Origin of the sequence: Bacillus cereus group sp. N24 (assembly GCF_016483345.1) — a bacterium.
Classification (GTDB): Bacteria; Bacillota; Bacilli; order Bacillales; family Bacillaceae_G; genus Bacillus_A; species Bacillus_A toyonensis.
Window position 1 is genome coordinate 13,042 of sequence record NZ_JAEHCA010000003.1, and the last position, 17,339, is coordinate 30,380.

The following is a 17,339-nucleotide window of genomic DNA, read 5'->3' on the forward strand; positions in this document are numbered from 1 at the left end:
TCCCCTCTTACGTATTTTTCACTTATATTCTCTTAATCTATTTCTTTACTAACGTTTTCTTTTCTGGTTCCTTAATCCAGCTCATCATTTCACGAAGCTCTGTTCCTACTTTTTCTAACTGATGATTTTGTTCTGCTTTTTTCATCGCGTTGTATGTTGGACGACCTGCTTGGTTTTCTAAAATCCATTTTTTCGCGAATTCACCTTGCTGAATTTCTGTAAGTACTCGTTTCATCTCTTTCTTCGTTTCATCTGTAACAATTCTTGATCCTGTTACATAATCTCCAAACTCTGCCGTATCTGAAATAGAATGGCGCATGTTCGTTAATCCACCTTCGTACATTAAATCAACAATTAACTTTAATTCATGCAAACATTCAAAGTATGCAATTTCAGGACGATATCCGCCTTCCGTTAACGTTTCAAAACCAGCTTTTACAAGTGCAGTTACTCCGCCGCAAAGCACAGCTTGCTCACCGAATAAGTCTGTCTCTGTTTCTTCCTGGAATGTCGTTTCAATTACACCTGCACGTGTACAACCTACACCTTTTGCATATGCAAGAGCTACATGTAATGCCGTGCCGGTTGCATCTTGATGCACTGCAACTAATGCCGGAACACCATTTCCTTCTTGGAATACACGGCGAACGAGATGACCTGGGCTTTTTGGTGCCACCATCGCTACGTCTACGTAACTTGGCGGATTAATTTGTCCGAAGTGAATATTAAATCCATGTGAGAAAAGTAACATTTGTCCTTCACGAAGATTCTCTTCTACTTCTGTTTTATAAACATGTGCTTGTTGTTCATCCGGCAATAACATTTGTACAACTTGTGCGGTTCGAACCGCTTCTGAAACGGACATTACTTCAAACCCATCAGCTTTCGCTACTTCATATGACTTACCAGGACGAACACCAACTACAACTTCCACACCAGAATCACGTAAATTTTGTGCTTGGGCATGACCTTGAGATCCATATCCGACTACCGCAACTGTCTTCCCTTGTAATAACTCTACTTTTGCATCTTGCTCATAATACGTTTTCATATTCCATACACTCCTTATAATTTGTTTACTTGTAGTACATTGATTAATTTTTTCAGCTGACTGATGAGTAATGTTGCTTCTTGTTCTGTACAAACTGTTGTTAACTCCATTTCATTTTCATTTAAATTTAATGAAGAAATATAATAACCACGCCGAGCAAAAATTCCACTTATGCGTAATAAGACGTTTGGGTCGTTATGGATAACTAGTGAAAAAGTATGACTCATTCTTCCCACCTCTTCATCATCATTTCATTATTCCCTTTGTTTGGCGGAACCATCGGAAATACGTTTTCACCTTCTTCTACACAAAAATCAACTACGACAGGACCTTCATGAGCAAATGCTTCTAACATCACTTGTTTCGCCTCGGTTGAATTTTTCGCTCTTAATCCTTTCACTCCATAAGCTTCTGCGACTTTCACAAAGTCTGGCGATCCAATTTTTGATTCTGACAAACGATTTTCATAAAACATTTCTTGCCATTGCCTTACCATCCCTAAAAATTTGTTATTTATAATAAATACTTTTACAGGGATGTTATTTTCAGCAATTGTTTGTAATTCTTGAATGTTCATTTGAAAAGAAGCATCGCCTGCAATACAAATGACGAGTTCTTCTTCTTTCGCAAGCTGAGCACCAACTGCCGCCGGGAAACCAAACCCCATCGTTCCTAGTCCGCCAGATGTTAGAAAAGTCCGTGGGTTTTTCGCTTTATAAAAATGTGCAGCCCACATTTGATGCTGTCCTACTTCTGTCGTAACAATCGCTTCACCGTTCGTTAATTCACTTACTAGACTAATAACATGCTGTGGTTTTAACTCACCTTCTTTTTGATTGTAGGAAAGAGGATATTCCTCCTTCCATTCCTCTATTTTCGTAAGCCATTCATTTGTTTGTGTACGAATTGGCATATGCAACAACATGTGTAACGCTTTTTTCACATCTCCAACAATCGGATATTCCACAGTTACATTTTTATGGAACTCCGAAGGATCTATATCAATATGTACCTTTTTCGAATGCGGAGAAAAGAGTTCTAATTTTCCTGTTACACGATCATCAAAGCGAACACCTAAAGCAAGTAGTAGATCACATTCAGTGACTGCCATGTTTGCAGCATACGTTCCATGCATGCCGAGCATTCCTAAAAATAATGAATCTCCCGGCGGATATGCACCAAGTCCCATTAAAGTGGAAACGACAGGAATACGGTTCTCCCTCGCAAACTTGATGAGTTCTTCAGATCCACCTGAATGAATGACGCCTCCTCCAATATATAGAAGTGGGCGTTTAGCTTTTGAAATTTCTTTAGCCACTTCTCTAAGCTTCCTACTGTCTGGCATAGGCTCTATTTTGTATCCTGGAATCTCAATTACTTCATTATAACAACTTGTTACCTTTTCATTTTGAACATCTTTTGGAATATCAATTAATACTGGTCCTGGTCGCCCGCTTTCGGCGATGTAAAAAGCTTCTTGTACAGTACGTGATAAATGATTCACATCACGAACTTGGTAATTATGCTTCGTAACAGGTACTGTAATCCCGACAACATCTGCTTCTTGAAATCCGTCTTTTCCGATGAGAGATTTTGCAACTTGCCCTGTAATAACAACTAAAGGAATCGAATCCATATAAGCATCTGCTAAGCCCGTAACTAAATTCGTCGCTCCTGGCCCAGAGGTAGCAAAGACTACCCCGACCTTTCCAGAAGCTCTCGCATACCCTTCAGCCGCATGAATGGCAGCTTGCTCATGACGAGTTAAAACGTGCTTCAATCCACTTCCATATAACGCATCGTATACTGGCAAAATCGCTCCGCCCGGATAACCGAAAACAGTCGTTACACCTAATTTTTTCAAGCATTGAATAACGTGTCCGGCACCTGTCACTTCTTCGCACTGTAATTTCTCACATGTTGTATACTGTTCCTCCATTTCGATTAACTCCTCTCCCTTTCTACGCTAAACTTTCCGCCAGTCCTGGAACACGTACTCCTCTTTCTCTCGTCAATTTTTTAAACTCTTCAGTTAATCGTTTCGTTACACTTCCTGGTTTCCCATCTCCAATTTCTCTAGAATCAACTTTTACAACTGGAATTAACTCTGCTGCCGTTCCTGTTAAAAACACTTCATCTGCTACATATACGTCATGGCGAGTAAATGGCCTTTCCTCACACGAGATATTAAGACGCTCACATAACTCGATAACACTATTTCTCGTAATACCTTCTAGCGCCCCTAAATACGAAGGAGGTGTTAGCACTTTTCCATCTTTCACAATGAAAACATTATCTCCAGACCCTTCACAAACATATCCTTGTTGGTTAAGCATAAGCGCCTCGAGTACGCCTGCTTGCGCTGCTTCAATTTTTACAAGTACATTATTTAAATAGTTCATTGACTTAATACGTGGATCTAATGCATCTGGCGTATTACGTCTTGATGCTACAGATACAACGCTTAGTCCATTATCATAAAATTCCTGAGGGAATAACTTTAATTGTTCTGCAATAATAATTACGCTCGGTTTCACGCAACTCCTCGGGTCAAGCCCTAAATCCCCTTTTCCTCTTGAAACAATTAATCTAATGTAGGCATCAGCGTATTCATTTTTTTGAAGTGTCTGTAAAACGGCTTCTTCCATTTCTTCTACCGGCATTGGAATCGTCAGTAAAATAGATTTCGCCGATTCATATAATCGTTTCACATGTTCTTTTAGACAAAATACATTTCCTCCGTAACTACGAATCCCTTCAAATACACCGTCTCCATATAAAAAACCGTGATCATATACTGAAACAACTGCCTTTTCTTTTTCTACAAATTCCCCATTCATATAAATGTACTGGTTACCCATCTCACATCGCTCCTCTTTTTTTCTCTCTATTTTTGCAATCTATTTCTACATCGATTGCTGAGATGAGTATTTTAACAGAATATTCAGTATATAAACCTTAAAAATATACTCATCTCAACAATCGATTACGTACATACTTGTAGCAATCCATTGCTGAGACGAGGGAATCGTGGTACCACTCAGCTTCCTTACACTTCTCACGAAATATAAGCTTTGCAAGTCCAATTAGACTTTTGTTTTTCTATCGGAAACAATTCCGCTACTTTTTACTAGTTTTCAAAAGTAGTGCTCCGAGGTGATCTTCAATGATTCGATTGTTACTACCCTCACAGCCTTGGGGCAGCTCTCTGAAACAATCTATATCATTTACTCTCCTCTTCCACGCATTCTTTTATTCTATTTTTATAAAAGAAAAACTCTCGCCTCAGCAATCAACTACTACAACTTAGTAGCTTTGATTGCTGAGGCGAGAGTTTCGCGTTACCACTCAGCTTCCTTATACTTCTCGCGAAATATAAGCTCTGTAGGTCCAATCAGACCCCCGTCCTTTTACCGGAGACGATGCCGCCGCCCTCTACTCAGTTTCCCTTTCGCAAGCGATGCTCCGAGGTGATCTTCAATGATTCGATTGCTACTACTCTCACAGCCTAGGAGTAGCTCTCTGAAACGATCATAATCATCTACTTTCCTCTTCTTTGCATATACAACATATAAAGTTAGAAAATTCTTAATTAACTTTTATTTGTTACACGTATTATAGGACGCGGTTCTTTTCATTGTCAACATGTTTTTAGAAAAAAATAAAATTCATTCTATTTACTAGAAATCTATTTATCTTTTCTCAAAACAAAATCGGAATGAACTTCTTACACATACTCATATATTACTTAAGTATGTTCGCATTACTACATAAAGAAAAACTACTGACAAACATATAAAATTTATGGGGAGATGAGAATAATATGTTAAAAGGAAAAGTAGCGTTAGTTACAGGAGCAAGCCGAGGAATTGGACGTGCTATTGCTAAACGTTTAGCAAATGACGGTGCATTGGTTGCTGTTCATTACGGTAATCGAAAAGATGACGCTGAAGAAACTGTTCATGAAATTCGATCAAATGGTGGCCAAGCTTTTTCTATCGGCGCAAATTTAGAATCCTTACACGGTGTAGAAAACCTTTATAACGCTTTAGATACTGAATTACAAAAGCGCACTGGTGAAACACAATTTGATATTTTAATAAACAATGCCGGCATTGGTCCTGGTGCTTTTATTGAAGAAACGACTGAACAATTTTTTGATAGAATTGTTTCAGTAAATGCAAAAGCACCATTCTTTATCATTCAACAAGCACTGCCACGTTTACGTGACAATAGCCGAATTATTAATATTTCATCCGCTGCGACCCGCATTTCTTTACCTGATTTCGTTGCATATAGTATGACGAAAGGCGCTATTAATACAATGACTTTTACGCTAGCAAAACAGCTTGGAGCACGAGGAATAACGGTGAATGCAATACTTCCAGGATTTATTAAAACAGATATGAATGCAGAACTCTTGAGCGACCCGATGATGAAGCAGTACGCTACTACTATTTCCGCTTTCAATCGCTTAGGTGAAGTAGAAGACATTGCCGATACTGCTGCATTTCTCGCTTCTCCAGACAGCCGCTGGGTTACTGGACAATTAATTGATGTGAGCGGAGGATCTTGTTTATAAAAAACATATATTTTCAAATCTTTTTTATTGCGCAATAAAACAATTTATATAATACTATATAAAACATATACATTTAGGAGGATTACAGTAATGTCCGAAAAAACATACGAACTCGCAACCTTCGCAGGCGGTTGCTTTTGGTGCATGGTAAAACCATTTGATGAACTTCCAGGTATTCATAAAGTGCTTTCTGGCTATGCAGGAGGTCATATAGAAAATCCAGCATATGAACAAGTAAAAGCTGGAACATCTGGACATTTAGAAGTTGTTCAAATTACATTCGATCCTTCTATTTTTCCTTATCAGAAATTACTAGACTTATATTGGCCACAAATCGATCCAACTGATGATGGCGGACAATTTTTTGACCGTGGTCCATCTTATCGTACCGCTATTTTTTATCATAACGAAACACAAAAAGCGCTTGCTGAAAAATCAAAACAAGCTCTTGCAGAAAACGGTATGTTTAAAGATCCAATCGTGACTGAAATTCGTCCTGCTGCACCTTTTTACGAAGCAGAGGAATACCACCAACATTTCTATAAAAAGAACCCAGAGAAATATGCTACTGAGCAAAAGGAATCTGGTCGTGAAGATTTTATTAAAGAAAATTGGCAAAAAAAATAATAAAAATGCATCGTGCTTTCTTTACAAGTACGATGCATTTTTATCTTTGAAACAGGTACCATACAATTACAAAACCAATCGCTGTTAATGTCCAAATTATTATTTCGTTTTTCACTCTATTCTTTTTATTTGTCATTTCATCTTCTCCTAATAGTTATTAAACATATTCAAGATTTCCTTTGTTTAATTGCCCACTTGATGAACATAAATACATCCGTACAAATTCTTATAACAAGAGTACCAATGATTCCAATTGCAATTGAAATTACTAACATCTGTCCAAAACTAAAGAAGTTGTATATGTTATATAGAGTACGATACATACAAGTAGAAAATTTGGTAAAAAAAGCAAAAATCTTTTAAGCATTTCTTCACCTCTTCTTATGCTTTTAAACTACGTCTCCTACTGTAACTGTGAAATAAAACTTGTTCAAAAATGTCATATAAACCCTCATTTAACAAAAAAATAAGAATCCATTTTGAAAAGGATTCTTATCTTATTCAGCAAAATTAAGGTTTATTATATTCCACATATCTTATTCCATACTTACTCCCGAAATAGAATAATATTACTGGATATTTATTAGCATTTTAATATTTTGATTGCCCTACAAATATTAAGACGAATAAAACGGTTGAATCATCCAGTCGTAAAAAACTAATTACCCGGCAGGAGAATACCGCTCCAGCTACCTACATCGCATTGGCCAAATTCATTATTACCTACCGCTACCACCGTTCCGTCTGATTTAAGTCCGACCGTATGTGCACAACCAGCCGCTATTGCTACAATATCTCGCCAATCACTTACATTACATTGGCCATACTCATTCCAACCTACTGCCGCCACCGTTCCGTCTGATTTAAGACCGATTGTATGATTCGTACCAGCTGCTATTGCTACAATACCCCTCCAACCACTCACGTCACACTGGTTATGTTTACCATTCCCCACTGCCGTCACCGTACCGTCTCGTTTAAGACCAACAGTATGAAGATAACCCGCTGTGACCGATACAATACCTCGCCAGCTGCTTATATTGCATTGGCCATATCGATTATTCCCCACTGCCGTCACTGTACCGTCCAATTTAAGACCGACTGTATGCCAGTCACCCGCCGCAACCGCCACAATATCTCGCCAGCCACTTACATTGCATTCTCCTTCTTTATTTCGGCCCACCGCCACTACCGTACCATCCAATTTAAGGCCAATAGTACGACGCCATCCCGCCGCAACCGAGACAATATTATGCCAATCGTGTACATTACATTGGTCATGCTTATTCCAACCCACAGCTACCACAGTACTGTCACATGCAAGACCGATTGTATGTGCATTACCCGTGTTCGTCGCCATATGAACATTACCCGCTGCGACTGCTTCAATATCACACCAGCTGCTTACATTGCATTCTCCTTCTTTATTTCGCCCCACTGCTACTACCGTGCCATCCAATTTAAGAGCAACGGTATGACCACGACCTGCCGCTATCGTATCTTTAGGCCACCGTTTCGCTTTTAACATTTCTTCTTTCGGTGAAATGTAATTCATCTTTTTCCTCCTTGCATATTAGCAACTGTATCCAAATAGATATTTTTATCTAATTTCATTATAAATGACCCAACTTTTTTTATAAATTTACAGCTACAAAAGAAGCCTATTATTACTTCTTCAAAAAATAAAAACCTCCAGTTTAAATACTAGAGGTTCCTTTTTTATTTCTTCAATCGTTCAATAAAATCGTTCAATTTATCAAGTGATTTCATATTCTGATTACAAGCTACACCATCTTTGCAAATATAGTTTCCCTTTTTAACGAAAGTTCCTGGTATATCACCTTTAATTTCCACTAAAAACATTCCTACTTCTTCATGCCCATGACATAATGAACAAATGCTTTTTTTATTTAAACTTTGAAAAGTTCCTTGCAGACCAACAAACTTATTTTTATCATTTTTCGCTATAATAAATTTCCTACTGGATCCTTTATCAATCCAGCTTAAATAGGATACTTCTTTCATATCCAGTTCTTCCATATCAGGAAGTTTTAATTTTTTCGCCTTAGGAAATAATTTTTTTAACGTTTGTGCTGTAACTTCCTGGAACGGAATTACATACGGATTTATTTTCATTAAAAACGCTTCTGCATCTTCTCTATTTTTAACCGTTACTACCGTATCAATTAACTCTTTCTGTTCATCCGTTACATTCTCAAATACATGTATTATCTTTTCAATTGCAAGTGATTTTAACGCTTGAATTACTCCTCTATCATTTGCCGTTGCATGCCCGTTTGCTAAAATATAAGCTTGTGATTTTATAAAATTATATTGATCACTTCTAATAAACGCTTCCATCTTTATCACTCCATACAAATTGTTGATCTAGTTTTATTGTATACAATGATTCAGTTTTTTGATATGTAAAAGATAACTTAGAAACAAACATTACATACATCGCCTATTCTCTACCGCTGCATTTCCTGACAAAAGAAACCATCGTCTGTTTTCCATTCTGCATATAATACGTCTTCAAATTTAGTAATTCCTTTTTGCTTTATTTGTTTATAAAGCCATCCTTCATCAAAACCTGCTTCCCTCAAATTATCCTTCACTACTTTCCCATCACTAATTAATGAAATCGGTAAGTATACAGGCTTATGTTTTAAACTTAAATCATTTATAGTAGGAGATTCGTATTTACTTTTTTTCAGAACGCTTATGTTTCCGTTAGGTTCCAATATCATATATTCAACTTCTCGGATTGAAAATATATCTTTTTGTTGCCTAAGCATTTGCTGTAATTGGTTAATATCCAAATGATTTGAACTTAGTTGTTCCCGGTCAATATATCCATTACGGATAATGATTGACGGAGAGCCTTCAAAAAAACTTCTCGTTCCTCTAAATTTTTGTGTTATTACTTCTATTGTATAAATTAACACTACCCATACAAGTACAGCATATAAAATAGACCATACTTTTATTTCCGGATCATATATAGTATTTCCAACCAATTCTCCGAGAACAATGGCAGAAATAAAATCAAAAGGTGTTAGCTGCGATATTTGTGTTTTACCTAATATTTTAGTAGCAATTAATAAAACAAAAAAACCAACAAAAAGTTCTATCGTTATTTGTCCAAGATGATTCATATATGTTCACCTTTCTGCTTTTCACTCAAATGCTATGTATCCAATTTAGTAAAAAACGGCACATTATCGCTATTATCATGTCCATTCACATCCAATAAATACAAAACAAAAAGAGTCTGATTCAAAATAATATTTGAACCAGACTCTTTCCTTTTTTTCACTTAGAATACACAATCTTTTTAATCGTTTCTCCGGAAAGAAAATATTCTTCTGCAAGTTGATGAATAGCAATTCCGCTTTTAAATGCTGCTTTAATCGCGTTATTTCTTTCATCTAATTGTTTTCTTCCTCCAGATCGTGTACCCCATTTATAATGTTTCGTTTCTTGTTTTGGAATGTAAATTGTTTCACCTTGTATATACTTTTGAATTTCAGCAATTAAACTTTCTGGTAAAACTGCCGCAGCTTTTACGTATTTCATCTCTGCTCGCCCCTTATTTTTTATGATTCATTTCAATAAGGTGCAAAGCCAAATATAAAAAATGATACGAGCTCATTTAGGCGATTGTATATTACTTGTCTACCTCACGCAAAGTATCGCCATTTCCATACTTGGCTTTGCATGAGACGTTGCAGTGTCTGGCAATTGAATTATAATCGCCATATAAACACCTCCTAATATACCTTTTGCATTTTATTATATGATAAATTTCCTCTCCTTGCATCTTCATGCTTTTTCAGCAATAAATAATTAATTTTGATATAATACTTTTTATTGAATCAAAAATCATTGTGAGGTTACATTATGAAGAAAAAAATTATCATTACAATCGTTACACTATTCTTTATTATCACGGCATTATTCGGAACATACAAATTGATGAACGCAAGAAGCTTTCAATTATTTGGAGATTTAACACAACGCGTAGAAACAAATGAAAAAGTGATCGCTTTAACTTTTGATGATGGCCCTACTAACAATGTAAAACAAATATTACCGTTACTGGATAAATACAATGCAAAAGCTACTTTCTTTGTTATCGGAAACGAATTAGAACACAATTTACCATTAGGAAAAGCAATTGTTCAATCAGGTCATCAACTTGGAAACCATACGTATTCTCATAACAGAATGGTTTTTAAAACACCTTCTTTTATTAAAGAAGAAATTGAAAAGACGAATTCGTTCATCCGCCAAACAGGATTTACAGACGAAATTGATTTTAGACCCCCTAACGGAAAAAAATTAATTGGGCTACCCTATTATTTAAATAAAAATAATATTGAAACGATTACGTGGGATCTTGAGCCTGATACTTTTTATAAATCTACAGCTGATAAAATTGACTACGTTAATAAAAATGTAAAACCAGGTTCTATCATTTTATTACACCCTATGTATGATAAATCTAATGAAAATTTACAGACCATTGAAGGTATTTTAGACTCTTTATCTAAAGAGGGATATCAATTCGTCACAGTAAATGAACTGCAAAAAAGAGCAAAATAAGGTGAAACTTTAATCAGTGGGGGGGACCCATCCCCCACTTAACTTCTTCGCTTTCGCTGAGTTTTGAGGTGGGGGTCTTACTGCCCGGCAAATAGAAGGATAAAAAAGGTAGCGTATCATATAACGATACGCTACCTTTCTTATTAAATAATTCCAAGTACATTTAGGAATACGATAATAATCGCAATTGGTGCGATATAGCGAAGTAAGAATAACCATAATACGAATAGTTTATAGCCTTTATTTTTACTTACACCAAGCTCTTTCATTAATACATCTTTCTTCATTTTTAAAGGAACAAAGATAGAAACTAATAGAACACCAAGCGGCATTAATACGTTACTAACTGCATAGTCCGATAAATCAAAAATAGTCTTTCCAAAAATCTTCAGATCACTTAATATACCAAATGATAATGCTGATGGTACTCCAACAACGAAGATTAATAATCCAACGATTAAAGCCATTTTTTCACGTTTCCCTTTACCTTTTGCAGTTAAAGATGCAACGCTAATTTCTAACATCGAAATTGCTGATGTAATAGTAGCAAAGAAGAATAGTAATAAGAAAACGATGAAGAATAATTTTCCGAACGCCATTTTACTGAAAATAGCTGGCAATACGATAAACAATAATCCTGGTCCTTGAGATGGTTCCATTCCAAATGCGAATACAACCGGGAATATCGCAAGTCCTGCAAGTAATGTAATAACGAGCGTTAAAGCTACAATAGAAAATGCTGAACGCGGTAAACTTTCTTCTTTCGGTAAGTATGAGCTATACGTTACCATAACGGCTACACCGACAGATAATGAGAAGAACGATTGCCCCATCGCATATAAAATAATTTCTGACGTTACGTTTGAGAAATCAGGTTGTAAGAAGAAGCGAACTCCTTCACCAGCACCGTCTAATGTAAGTGCACGAACAATTAAGACAAAGAATAAAACGAATAGTGCTGGCATGAAATATTTATTTACTTTTTCAACACCATTTTGTACACCTTTACTTACGATGAAAATAGTAATAAGGATGAATAATAGCTGTGACCCGACTGCTAAATACGGATTGGAAATGATTTCACCGAACGTAGCTTCGTACGCCCCATTTCCTTCCCACAGTCTACCTGTAATTGCATTCCATAAATATAATAAAATCCATCCTCCTACAACACTGTAGAAAGAAAGTAATATGAAACATGTTACAATTCCTAATTTACCTAACCACGGCCATAACGTTTTCGGTGCGATTTCTCTATACGCATCAACGGCCTCTTTTTGTGTACTTCTCCCAATAACGAATTCGGCTAATAATAGCGGTAAACCAATTAATAATGTGAAACCGATGAAAATAAGGAAGAATGCGCCGCCTCCTCCGATGCCGGCCATATATGGGAATTTCCAAATCGCCCCAAGACCAATTGCTGAACCTGCTGCAGCTAATACGAAACCTAATTTCGATGTCCATTGCTGTGAATTCATCTGTTAATCTCCTCTCTTTATCTTTTTCTGTTTTATAATTTGGTATTTATATTGTTCTATCAATACTTTTTTCGAATACGTTCACTTCCTCCCTAATAAAAAAACGTCCCTACGTAAATACGTAGGGACGACAAAAATATCGCGGTACCACCCTAGTTATGAAGATACAACAAAAGTAAGACCTAAATAAAAACGTCCCTACGTAAATACGTAGGGACGATAAAATATCGCGGTACCACCCTAGTTATGAAGCCACAGCAAAGTTAGGACCTAAATAAAAAACGTCCCTACGTAAATACGTAGGGACGATAAATATCGCGGTACCACCCTAGTTGTGAAAAAATCTTCACCACTTTATTTGATAACGGTATAAACTACCGTCTTCCATTTCCTCATAATGTGAGATTTATGAAAGATGCTCCAGGACGAACTTCATGAATAATCTATATACTGATTCACACCAACCATCAGCTCTCTGAAATAGGGAGATTTTCACTACTATACCCTTTCATTGCCCAAATATTATTTTCCGAATTGATTACTATCATTTTTATCACACATTAAAAATAGTGTCAACTTATATTTTAAGTTTTTATGTCTTATATTCTATTTAAAAATTTGAAATATGACTTTTGTATGAATAGTATTTGAACTTATATGGTTTATACTGTATTAACTTCTCTAACAGGTTTATAGTAGTATACGGTAAAGTGAAACTTTAATCAGCGGAGGATGCCCCACTGATTAAAGTTTCACCAATTTTGCGTTTACTCGTAGTAGCAGGGCTTCCACTTAACTTCTTTCTCCAGCCTCATTTTGAGGTAGGAGTCTTACTGCCCTCAAAGAGCGAGATACATGCAAGGCAACATGAGTAGGAGGAACAAATTTTGTCTACTTCAAAAGTTTTAAAAGGTACTGCTTTACTAAGCGGTGCAACAATGATTTCACGTATTTTAGGTTTTATATACTTCTTCCCTTTTCAATTATTAGTTGGAACACAAGGGGTCGCTTTATACGGATATGCATATACTTGGTATGGTATTTTATTAAGCTTTTCAACTGCCGGTATTCCTATTGCCGTCTCCAAATTTGTTGCAAAACATAATGCACTCGGTGATTATAGTACAAGTAAAAAATTGTATAGCTCGAGCATAAAATTAATGCTATTTATGGGCTTTTTAGGATTTTTAATTTTATTTATTGGAGCGCCTTACATATCACAATTTATTATTCGCTCTAAAACGCCAAATCCACAATTTATCGCTGACGTAACACTTACAATGCGAGCATTAAGTTTCGCACTTATTATCGTACCGGCTATGAGTGTTACACGCGGCTATTTCCAAGGTTTTCAACATATGAAACCAAGTGCTGTTTCTCAAGTCGTAGAACAAATCGCACGCGTTGTTTTCATTTTAGTTGGTAGCTTCATCGTTTCCAAAATATTAGGAGGTTCCGTAGCCTCTTCTGTTGCTGTTGCTACATTCGGTGCTGTTATCGGGGCACTTGCCAGCGTCTCTATTTTAATGCTGTACTGGAAAAAGTATAACGGATTAAAGCCTCCTGAAGGTGAATTAAAGTCAAGGGCATCCGATATTCCATTACGAAATATTTATATGGAATTACTTCGATATGCAATCCCAATTGTATTTGTGGGTATTGCAATTCCACTCTATACGTTAGTAGATCAATATACCGTAGCTGATGTCCTTAGAGCGATGGGAGAGCCTTTAGAAACCGCGAATGCAGTTTTCGCTTATATAACGAACTATGCACAAAAGTTAATTATGATTCCGGCTTCACTTGCAACTGGATTCTCATTAACAATTATTCCGGCTATAACGAAATCATTTACAAGCGGAAAACTAGAAGAATTACAAGAACAAATTTCAAAGATATTCCAAGTATTGTTATTCTTCACTATCCCAGCTGCATTTGGTCTTGCTAGCATCGCTTACGATGCATTCCGAATGATTTATGTAGATCCTAAAATTGCACTTGATGGATCACAATATTTAATTTCATTTGCACCTTCTGCTATATTAGGTGCGATTTTCACAGTTTCTGCAGCTATATTACAAGGCATTGATTATCAAAGAAAAACAATGATTGCATTCTCAATCGGTATTCTTGTGAAGATTGTAGTAAACATACCACTTTTACACTTATTCGGTGGACACGGTGCTGTACTTGGAACAATTCTCGGATACCTCGTTTCGAATATTATTATGTTGTATTGCATCATTAAGTTTGCGAAATTTAAAATTGGTGAAACGGTGAAAACAGTATTTCTTATTACGATATACTCCGCAGCAATGTCTGCTGTTGTAATTGCATTAAAAGCAATTATAAGCTGGATTATTCCTGGCCAATCTTATATCGAATCACTGCTCATTGTATTTATATGTGGTGCGGCAGGGGGGCTTGTTTACCTTTTATTCGTATTAACGAGTGGACTCGCTTCACATATTCTTGGTAATCGTATTCAACGTTTACCTGTACTAGGAAAATTAGTAAAATAAAAAAACAAAAGATGTAACTCGTTGTTACATCTTTTGTTTTTACTTTGCATATTGAATGCGTTTTTGTTGCTCCGCAATATTTAATTCTGGAGTATATTGTTTTACTAAATGTAATACCTCTCCCATTAACAATTCTAACTCTTTCACACTATTCTCTGGATGTCCTATTAAAATATTCGCCATACGCTCATATAAATTTTCAGGCTTAATCCCCATTCGTTCCACATTATATGGCATCCATTTAAATGCAGGATGATGCACGTACATGCGGTTCAGACCAAATAAGACTCCAAATATATTTCTTTGAACTTCACAAATAACATCATATAGCATAAGCCAATCTTTTCGTTTTAAAAGAGCCTCTCGATTATGCCAACGATTGCTTAACCAAAGGTTTTCTGCAATCATTTTTTGCGCCAATTCTTCTGGATACGCTTCAACTCTATCTTTTAGAGTATGTACTTTCACTTCTCCATACAAACTCACACCATCATGAATGGATGATACAATACATTGTTTCTCATAATTGATATCATACCGCTCTACAACTTCTGAAATAATTTTTTCTACGGTCACTGTTAAAAAATTACTAATCTCTAGTTTAATTCCTTCTTTCGTCAAATACGTCTCCGACCATTCTTCTTCCTCGTAAGGATAATATGATAAAATTTCTCCACCAATATGATTAATAGGCTCTTTACGATCCTCATCCTCTGGTGGTTCCGACCATAAAATATGTAATTCAATATCTGAATGTTCATCCTCTAATTTTCTAGCTACTGAACCTGCTAAAATAATAGCTTCGATTTTCGGGTTTTTTCTATAAATCTCCGACATTTCTATCGCTTTCTCTCTTAATCCCATTTCATTCCCCCCTAAAACTGCAGTACTCCCCTTACTCCTCATTTATCTATTTCGATATTGCATATTATATTACCTTTTCAAATTCACACTTAATCAAATTTCTACCCAATAACGCTGAACAACTTCACCAGTACGAGAAGAAACTACCTCATTTTCTAACACACCGCCAACCTTTTGAATCGTTTTAGCAGAACCGATATTGGATTTATCGCAAGTTATTAATACTTTCTGCAATCCTAATTTTTGCGCTTCAGTTAATGCAAGCTTTAGTTGTTTCGTAGCGTAACCGTGGCGACGTTTATTCGGATGGACACTATATCCAATATGACCGCTTTCCCGTAATAATTCTGGATTTAATCTATGTCTAATATTCACAAAACCTATAAGTTCCCCTTTTTCAAAACTTAAAAACTGACTAGATGGCACTCGATTCGCTTGTAAGTTTTCTCCTACTTCTTGTATACTCACTTTTTCAAACCATTCAGCTAGGGAATCAAAATTTTGTAAAGAGCTACTACCGTGTGGTTGTTCTCCTGCATGTAAAAAAGCCTCCCGATACTCTATAATTTGTTCACTATATTTATGCGTTGGTTTTAATAGTCTCATCGTGCTTTCCCCCTCTTAATCACCTAAAACAAACCCCTTAATAGCTCTATTTCACCATTAAGGGGTTTCTATCATTTTTATTCAAATAACCCCATACTCAAATAACGTTCACCAGTATCAGGTGCAATACATAAAACTTTTTTACCAGCGCCTAGGCGCTTCGCTATCATAATTGCTGCGTACACAGAAGCTCCTGAAGACGGCCCTACTAATAAGCCTTCTTGTCTAGCTAAGTTTCTCATTGTCGTTAAAGCCTCTTCGTCTGCAATTTGAATAATTTCGTTATACACTTCTGTATTTAAGTTTTTCGGAATAAATCCTGGGCTTGTTCCTACTAGTTTATGAGGACCTGGTACACCACCTGATAAAACGGGAGATCCTTTCGGTTCCACTACTGCAATATATAAGTTTGGTAATTTCTCTTTTAACGTTTCACCAGTCCCTGTAATCGTTCCGCCTGTTCCTGCCGTTGCAACAAAAGCATCAAGCTCTCCATCCATTTGTTCGTAAATTTCAAGTGCAGTCGTATAACGGTGAATATTCGGATTAGCTGGATTTTCAAATTGTTGCGGGATAAAACTATTCGGTATTTGTTTTTGCAGTTCTAACGCCTTCGCAATTGCTCCTGGCATTCTTTGTTCTGCTGGTGTTAAAACTACTTCTGCCCCGTATGCTTTCAATAAATTAATACGCTCTTTTGACATATTGTCTGGCATAATTAAAATCGCTTTATACCCTTTAGCAGCTGCGTTCATCGCTAAACCAATTCCTGTATTCCCACTTGTCGGTTCAATAATTGTATCCCCTGGTTTAATGAGACCATTTTCTTCTGCAACATGAAGTAAATTATAAGCAGCACGGTCTTTCACACTACGTGATGGGTTAAACATTTCTAGTTTCACATACACATCCGCTGCGTCTTCCGGAATAAATTTAGATAATCGGACGACAGGTGTATCTCCTATTAATTCTGTTACGTTTTCACATAATTTCATAGT

The 17,339-nt window shown here is 36.4% G+C and carries 16 protein-coding genes, 1 pseudogene and 3 other annotated features; of the genes and pseudogenes, 4 read left to right on the forward strand and 13 right to left on the reverse strand.

Annotated features, from left to right (window positions below):
* Positions 1 to 37 precede the first annotated feature (37 nt).
* Genes ilvC through ilvE form a run of 4 tightly spaced genes read right to left on the reverse strand, consistent with a single transcriptional unit; the run spans position 38 to position 3,912 of the window.
* A complete protein-coding gene (gene ilvC, locus JDS95_RS05950; RefSeq protein ID WP_000861155.1) occupies positions 38 to 1,051 on the reverse strand; it encodes a ketol-acid reductoisomerase in 1,014 nt (337 codons plus the stop codon).
* 14 nt (positions 1,052 to 1,065) lie between these two features.
* The gene (locus JDS95_RS05955; RefSeq protein ID WP_000019908.1) at positions 1,066 to 1,278 is read right to left on the reverse strand and encodes an ACT domain-containing protein; all 213 of its coding nucleotides are present in this window, start codon (positions 1,276 to 1,278) and stop codon (positions 1,066 to 1,068) included.
* A complete protein-coding gene (gene ilvB, locus JDS95_RS05960; RefSeq protein ID WP_085449937.1) occupies positions 1,275 to 2,990 on the reverse strand; it encodes an acetolactate synthase large subunit in 1,716 nt (571 codons plus the stop codon). The genes JDS95_RS05955 and ilvB overlap by 4 nt, the downstream gene beginning before the upstream one ends.
* Positions 2,991 to 3,012: 22 nt before the next feature.
* A complete protein-coding gene (gene ilvE / locus JDS95_RS05965; RefSeq protein ID WP_000528146.1) occupies positions 3,013 to 3,912 on the reverse strand; it encodes a branched-chain-amino-acid transaminase in 900 nt (299 codons plus the stop codon).
* A 151-nt stretch (positions 3,913 to 4,063) separates the two neighbouring features.
* Positions 4,064 to 4,303 (reverse strand) — a binding site (T-box leader).
* A 68-nt stretch (positions 4,304 to 4,371) separates the two neighbouring features.
* Positions 4,372 to 4,617 (reverse strand) — a binding site (T-box leader).
* Between the two features lie 257 nt (positions 4,618 to 4,874).
* Here ilvE and JDS95_RS05970 point away from each other — a divergent pair.
* The gene (locus JDS95_RS05970) at positions 4,875 to 5,633 is read left to right on the forward strand and encodes an SDR family oxidoreductase (protein ID WP_000911813.1); all 759 of its coding nucleotides are present in this window, start codon (positions 4,875 to 4,877) and stop codon (positions 5,631 to 5,633) included.
* Positions 5,634 to 5,723: 90 nt separating this feature from the next.
* Positions 5,724 to 6,260 (forward strand): peptide-methionine (S)-S-oxide reductase MsrA, encoded by a 537-nt coding sequence (gene msrA, locus JDS95_RS05975; RefSeq protein WP_001291855.1) that lies wholly within the window; start codon positions 5,724 to 5,726, stop codon positions 6,258 to 6,260.
* A 167-nt stretch (positions 6,261 to 6,427) separates the two neighbouring features.
* Here msrA and JDS95_RS05980 read toward each other — a convergent pair.
* From JDS95_RS05980 to JDS95_RS06000, 5 genes and pseudogenes are all read right to left on the reverse strand, one after another.
* Positions 6,428 to 6,627, reverse strand: a pseudogene (locus JDS95_RS05980) (hypothetical protein).
* A 291-nt stretch (positions 6,628 to 6,918) separates the two neighbouring features.
* Positions 6,919 to 7,815, reverse strand: a complete 897-nt coding sequence (locus JDS95_RS05985) for an RCC1 domain-containing protein (protein WP_001106793.1) — start codon at positions 7,813 to 7,815, stop codon at positions 6,919 to 6,921.
* Positions 7,816 to 7,979: 164 nt separating this feature from the next.
* Complete coding sequence (locus JDS95_RS05990; RefSeq protein ID WP_000387083.1) at positions 7,980 to 8,621, reverse strand: FusB/FusC family EF-G-binding protein; 642 nt, start codon at positions 8,619 to 8,621, stop codon at positions 7,980 to 7,982.
* 110 nt (positions 8,622 to 8,731) lie between these two features.
* Positions 8,732 to 9,418, reverse strand: coding sequence for a DUF421 domain-containing protein (locus JDS95_RS05995; RefSeq protein ID WP_001015969.1), 687 nt, complete (start codon positions 9,416 to 9,418; stop codon positions 8,732 to 8,734).
* A 157-nt stretch (positions 9,419 to 9,575) separates the two neighbouring features.
* Positions 9,576 to 9,839, reverse strand: a complete 264-nt coding sequence (locus JDS95_RS06000; protein WP_000878303.1) for a CD3324 family protein — start codon at positions 9,837 to 9,839, stop codon at positions 9,576 to 9,578.
* 324 nt (positions 9,840 to 10,163) lie between these two features.
* Between JDS95_RS06000 and JDS95_RS06005 the strand changes: the two genes are divergently transcribed.
* The gene (locus JDS95_RS06005) at positions 10,164 to 10,868 is read left to right on the forward strand and encodes a polysaccharide deacetylase family protein (RefSeq protein ID WP_000726861.1); all 705 of its coding nucleotides are present in this window, start codon (positions 10,164 to 10,166) and stop codon (positions 10,866 to 10,868) included.
* A gap of 143 nt (positions 10,869 to 11,011) precedes the next feature.
* Here JDS95_RS06005 and JDS95_RS06010 read toward each other — a convergent pair whose 3' ends face one another.
* Positions 11,012 to 12,349 carry a sodium-dependent transporter gene (locus tag JDS95_RS06010; RefSeq protein WP_001088192.1) on the reverse strand — a complete coding sequence of 446 codons (1,338 nt, stop codon included), beginning with the start codon at positions 12,347 to 12,349 and terminating at the stop codon, positions 11,012 to 11,014.
* Between the two features lie 298 nt (positions 12,350 to 12,647).
* Positions 12,648 to 12,870, reverse strand: a binding site (T-box leader).
* Positions 12,871 to 13,236: 366 nt separating this feature from the next.
* On the opposite strand from JDS95_RS06010, the gene JDS95_RS06015 reads away from it, so the two are divergent.
* Positions 13,237 to 14,871 carry a putative polysaccharide biosynthesis protein gene (locus tag JDS95_RS06015; RefSeq protein ID WP_000107898.1) on the forward strand — a complete coding sequence of 545 codons (1,635 nt, stop codon included), beginning with the start codon at positions 13,237 to 13,239 and terminating at the stop codon, positions 14,869 to 14,871.
* A 39-nt stretch (positions 14,872 to 14,910) separates the two neighbouring features.
* Here the strand turns inward: JDS95_RS06015 and JDS95_RS06020 are convergent, their stop codons facing one another.
* The 3 genes from JDS95_RS06020 to cysK form a co-directional block, all read right to left on the reverse strand.
* Positions 14,911 to 15,735: a DUF4037 domain-containing protein gene (locus tag JDS95_RS06020; protein WP_000524268.1), complete on the reverse strand. Its 825-nt coding sequence runs from the start codon at positions 15,733 to 15,735 to the stop codon at positions 14,911 to 14,913.
* Positions 15,736 to 15,828: 93 nt separating this feature from the next.
* Positions 15,829 to 16,341, reverse strand: a complete 513-nt coding sequence (locus JDS95_RS06025; RefSeq protein ID WP_001237911.1) for a GNAT family N-acetyltransferase — start codon at positions 16,339 to 16,341, stop codon at positions 15,829 to 15,831.
* 77 nt (positions 16,342 to 16,418) lie between these two features.
* Positions 16,419 to 17,336, reverse strand: a complete 918-nt coding sequence (gene cysK / locus JDS95_RS06030) for a cysteine synthase A (protein ID WP_000762271.1) — start codon at positions 17,334 to 17,336, stop codon at positions 16,419 to 16,421.
* Between the last annotated feature and the right edge of the window lie 3 nt (positions 17,337 to 17,339).